This window comes from uncultured Dialister sp. (assembly GCF_900538805.1).
Taxonomy (GTDB): Bacteria; Bacillota; Negativicutes; order Veillonellales; family Dialisteraceae; genus Dialister.
On record NZ_UPZP01000125.1, the window covers coordinates 1 to 5,422 of the forward strand.

The 5,422-nt window shown below is 50.5% G+C and carries 2 protein-coding genes; both read right to left on the reverse strand.

Annotation, left to right across the window (positions count from 1 at the left end; translation table 11 throughout):
- Positions 1–147 precede the first annotated feature (147 nt).
- Complete coding sequence (locus tag QZQ29_RS08710; protein ID WP_296962393.1) at positions 148–2,316, reverse strand: TonB-dependent receptor; 2,169 nt, start codon at positions 2,314–2,316, stop codon at positions 148–150.
- A 1,172-nt stretch (positions 2,317–3,488) separates the two neighbouring features.
- Positions 3,489–4,838 (reverse strand): phosphoglucosamine mutase, encoded by a 1,350-nt coding sequence (gene glmM / locus QZQ29_RS08715; RefSeq protein ID WP_296962395.1) that lies wholly within the window; start codon positions 4,836–4,838, stop codon positions 3,489–3,491.
- Positions 4,839–5,422 lie beyond the last annotated feature (584 nt).

The following is a 5,422-nucleotide window of genomic DNA, read 5'->3' on the forward strand; positions in this document are numbered from 1 at the left end:
GGATTCCCTACCCATCAAGGTGGGCAATGGAAGTATTTAACTTCATGCCCTACACTTACTATACGAGAATGACGATGAGGGCGGGAAGGAACCTGCTATTTCCACACAAAAAACACCGCCCCAAAGGGCGGTGCTTTTTTATTCCTTTTAGAAAGAATATCTGGCGGTGAGGGTATAGGTTCTGCCGTCGCCGATGTAATAATGCTGGGTAGAAATATCTTCGTCGTAATATTTTCTATCAAACAGATTGTTAATTCCAAACTGGAGGCCAAAGTTCTTGTTGAACTGGTAGTTGGTGGAAAGATTCATGAGAAAATAGGCATCGCGGGAGCGGAAGTGGCCACTACGGTAATCATATTTCTTCGTATCTCCCGGAGTAATATCCAGATACCTATTAGAAATAAACATACCGTCCAAATTAATAGTCCAGGGTGCCTTATTGTAAGTTGTTCCCAAATGAAGCAGATGGCGGGGCACGTCATAGTCCTTATATCCATTATTCTTGGCAGTCTGCCAGATGTAATTGATATAGGAAGACCATGCGTCGCTGTGATGCTGGGTTAAGGATATTTCAAATCCATGGGTCTTTTCGTCCCCATTGTTTTCGTATCTCTTTCCTTTGCCTTGTTCACCCGCATAAGACACAAGTCGGATGTAATCTTCCGTCTTCGCATAGAAAACATCTGCATGGATATCTGTCTTATTGGCAATCTTCTTTTTCAGTCCCAATTCCCAGGTATCCGTGGTTTCCGGTGTCAAGCCGGAGTTCGGATAAATAAGCCCCATACGTGTGGAATAACGGAAAAGCTGATAAAGAATAGGAGTATTAAAAGACTTACCATAGGATAAATATACGTTCGTATCCGGATTAACGGCATAGTCTAACGATAACTTTGGTGAGAACTTGTGATAAGAATGGCTTCCCTTATCATTATCACCGGAAAGAAGTGTATCATATCCATCATAGTCTTCATAGTGGTCATAACGCCCGCCGATGTAGGCCGTCCATTTAGGTGCGAAATTCCACTTGTCCTGTGCATAAAGGGACCAGTATTTATCCTTGCCGCCAGCCTTCTGTTCAACACTGCCACTGCTGCTCCAGGATTTCCAATCATTAATTGAATAAATCGTTTCATCAAATTTATCACGGCCATAAGAAGTCCCTACGAGGAGATTATGATTTCCCAAAGCCCAGCGCTTATTCAAATCAAAATCAATGGATTTAGACGGATACGAATACTTGTCCCCCTTGCCGTTCAAATTGCCGTCCAGTGTTCCTTGAGTATATCCAGGCTGTGTATATCCATCTTTGAAATAGTCTGTCATGCCGATGTGAGCATGGATTTTATTCTTCTGGTCATTATAGGTCAGGCTGTGCATATTATACGCACGCCAGCCCCGGGTACCATAAAAGCTGGCATACTTAGAATCAGCTATATCTTTACCGGGCCAAATGACAGTATCTCCCTTTCTGATATATGATTCCGGGTCTTTATATTCCCAATCATAATTGGCACGGGTAAATTTATAAGTTAACCGCTGGTCTTCGTTGAAATCATAGCCGATATTGAAGCCATAATTTTCAGACATGACATATTTTTTACCGCGGTTACCAATGAGATAATAACTGGACGTGCCTCGAGCATCTCTTTCTTCAGTTGTATAGGAATATCCCTTTTTATGTGAGCCGGATGTATAATAATCCTTCCATCCATTGGTAATATGGCTGTTGTAGAAGGCGCCGAAGGATACCTTATCCTTCTTTCCGTTCAGCGCATAGCCCTGGTTCACAGTGGCATTGCTTCCGTAGCTTACGGTGGCAGAGCCATGCAGGCCTTCCTGTTTCTGGGTCTTAGTCATAATATTGATGACGCCGCCTACGGCACGGCCGCCGTAGAGAGCGGACTGGCCGCCGGAGACCACTTCAATTTTGCGGATATTTTCCACAGGAATCATATTCCAGTCCACATCCCCGTTCCAGGCGGTATTCATGGGCTGTCCGTCCACCAGCACCAGGATATTCTTGGAGCTGTAGCCTCTCAGATTCACCGTACCTTCCACGGACTGGGAAGCAGAAACGCCGGTCACCATAGAAATGGCCTGGGCCGTGTTCTGCACGTTCCTCTTCTGGATATCCTTCTCCGTTACCACCTGCACATTGGCCGGTACGTCCTGCAGTCTCTCCGCCTGCCGGTTTGCGGTAACGGTGATTCCTTTCAGCGTATACACCGGTGTTTCTGCATGAACCGTACCTGTACCTGCCAGTGCCAGCACGGCCAGCAGGGCTGCGATTTCTTTAGATTTGAATGACATCATACACTCCCCTTGTATTTTATTGGCAAATAGCAATATTTAATATATGAAATGTTAATTCGTTCGTTTTGATTTCTTACTATTCACTTATTTTATTATATACCCTTGTTCAAGTATTCCAAATAAATATTCAGCGGACGCTTAGATGAATTTAGAAAGGGGGGCTTAGGCCGGAGGGTTCAGATTCAGAGGGTTCTGCGACCTTTGGTCGCAGAAGGGGCGCGCCTATCGGCGCAGATTGGGGCCACCTGACGGCGGCGGGTTGCGTAGAAGGGGGGCGGGAAAAGGATTCAGAAGTTTCAAAGAACAGGAAAAGGTTCTGAAGTTTGACCGGCCTTTGGCCCGAGGGTTTTGGTATCGCCTTCGGCGATGAGTATATAGTCAGCGTTACGGGACCAGCCTCTGTGTCTCCATTGCTGCATGATGAAGAGCAAGAGCCCCCTTCCTGCTGACTGGTATTTATGGGCACTCCGGCCACTTACTACTTGTGCCGAGATTCTTCACTGCGTTCAGAATGACGGTGCCGGCAGGAAGGGGGCCGCAGGCGACAGAGGGACATCGTGGATAAGACGATAGAAATTAGATGTCAGACAGCGCCACGAGCCTTGCTCTCTCGCCCTCATGGTCATTCTGAGCCGCAGGCGAAGAATCTTGGTACGCGCCGACATTGACTCCGACTAGCACACTAGACCACTAGTTCACCAGCTCACTAAAAAATACCGGTCTGCGGGAAGGCTGCCGATTGGCAGTCACCCCAGAATCTTTCGGTGTTCCTCAGGGCTTCGCCCAGCTGCTGACGGTCGGGCAAATACCAGGAAGGCCCTTTTAATCGACTGACCGTTAGGCGCGGTTGTAAAGATTTGCTGCTGCCCTTGGCGGCATATATATTCATCGCCCACAGGGCGATACCACAACCTTCAGCGCCGGAGGCGCTGTCGCCCCCTGAGCGAGAGCGAACACAACCTTTGCCCAAAGGGCAAAGTCCCTTCAGCCGCGCAGCGGCTGTCCACCTCCCCCTCTGAACCCTGTGAACCTTTTGAACCCTCACGCCCAAAGGCCCCCTCCACCACTTACGCGGTCCCCCTCCACCATAGCTGGGGGAGGCAGGAGTGAAGAAAGGGCGTGTCAAAAAAAGCACTGCCCCATAAAGAGCAGTGCTTTTCATTTCATCTATTTCAGTTATTTTCCACACCCAGTTCGTGTTCCACGACAGAGGCGATGTCGTCTACGATGCGTTCGAGCTGGTTCAGTTCTTTGCCTTCACCCATGACGCGGATGAGGGGTTCGGTGCCGGAGGCACGGACGAGGATGCGGCCATCGGCGCCCAGTTCTTCTTCTCCTGCCTTGATAGAGTCCTGGATGAGTTCATTTTCTTCCCAGCCGTTTTTGCTGTATACTTCCACGTTCTTGAGAATCTGGGGATAGGTGGTCATGAGGCTGTTCAGTTCGGAGAGCTTCTTTCCGTTTTCACGGAGCACCCGCAGGGTCTGTACGGCGGTGATGAGGCCGTCGCCGGTGGTGTTGAATTCCGGGAAAATGATGTGGCCCGACTGTTCGCCGCCGATGGAGTAGTTATGCTTCAGCATTTCTTCCAGTACGTAGCGGTCGCCTACCTTGGTGGAAACGGTCTGGCAGCCGTATTTCTTCAGCGCCTTGCCGAAACCCAGGTTGCTCATGACAGTGCCTACCACCATGTTGTCATTGAGGCGGCCTTCTTTTTTCATCTGCAGCGCATTGATGACCATGAGGTGGTCGCCGTCAAGAACTTTGCCCTTTTCATCAACGAAGAGGCAGCGGTCTGCGTCGCCGTCGTTGGCAATGCCGCAGTCGGCGCCCACTTCCACCACTTTTTTCTGCAGCGCTTCGATGTGGGTGGAGCCGCAGCCGTTATTGATATTTACGCCGTTGGGCTGATTGAAAATGGGAATGACCTCTGCCCCCAGTTCGGCAAGGATTCCCGGGAGGAAAAGGCTGGCTGCGCCGTTGGCGGAGTCGGTGACGATTTTCATGCCTTTGAAATCGCCGTCCACCGTGGATTTCACATAGTTTCTATACTTTTCAGCGAGCTCCGGATAGTCGCGGATGACGCCGATGCCGTCGCCGGTGGGGCGGACGATTTCTTCGTCGTGGCGAAGAATGTTTTCGATTTCCTCTTCCGTCTTGTCCGGCAGCTTGTAGCCGTTGCGGTCAAAGAATTTGATACCGTTGTCGGGGAAAGGATTGTGGGACGCGGAAATCACAACTCCTGCGTCGTAGCCTTCCGTTTTGGTCAGATACGCCACACCGGGAGTGGGGATAACGCCTACCACATCCACATTGACGCCGGATGCACAGAGACCTGCCGAAAGGGCAGCGGTGAGCATGGATCCGGAGATACGGGTATCCATGCCGATGAGGAAGCGGTGCTCTCCCTTAGTCTTGCAGAAATAAGCGCCTGCGGCTCTTCCCAGCTGATAGGCAAGCTCCGGCATGAGGGTCGAATTCACCAGTCCGCGCACGCCGTCAGTACCAAATAAAGTAACCATTCATATTCCTCCCAAAAATTTCATGAAATAACTTTCAAATCATACATCTAAAGAGGGATTTAGTCAAGATGGGGCGCGCCCGTTAGAGCCGCTCTGCGGCTCAGATTCAGAAGGTTCAAAGGGTTCCGCCCGCTTCCAGCGGACGGGTTCAGAGGGTGTGGTATCGCCGCTTCGCGGCGATGAGTTTTTATATGCTGCCTGCCGGCGGCAAAAACCTTCACAACCGGGCTTCGCCCGTGGAAATGCACCCTTTTGGTGCTGCGCACCACCTTTCCCCCGAAGGGGGAACTTTACTCTCCGCTCAGTATTGGAACTCATAAGCACCCCAATGGAAAGCGCCGCTAAAACTTCCCCCTCCGGGGGAAGTCCCGCAAAGCGGGGATAGGGGTGCATTTCCTCGCGCTGCAGGCGCGGTTGGCTTGTTTTCCTTTCACCCGTAAGGGCGGTTGTATGGTTTTATACAAACTGGCGGCGCAGCCGCCCACCATCACCCTCTGAACCCTCTGCAGTCGAGTAGACGGAATCAGATTACTCTGTCCGCCCCTCACAGAACCGTACTTGCAGTTTTCCCGCATACGGCTCTT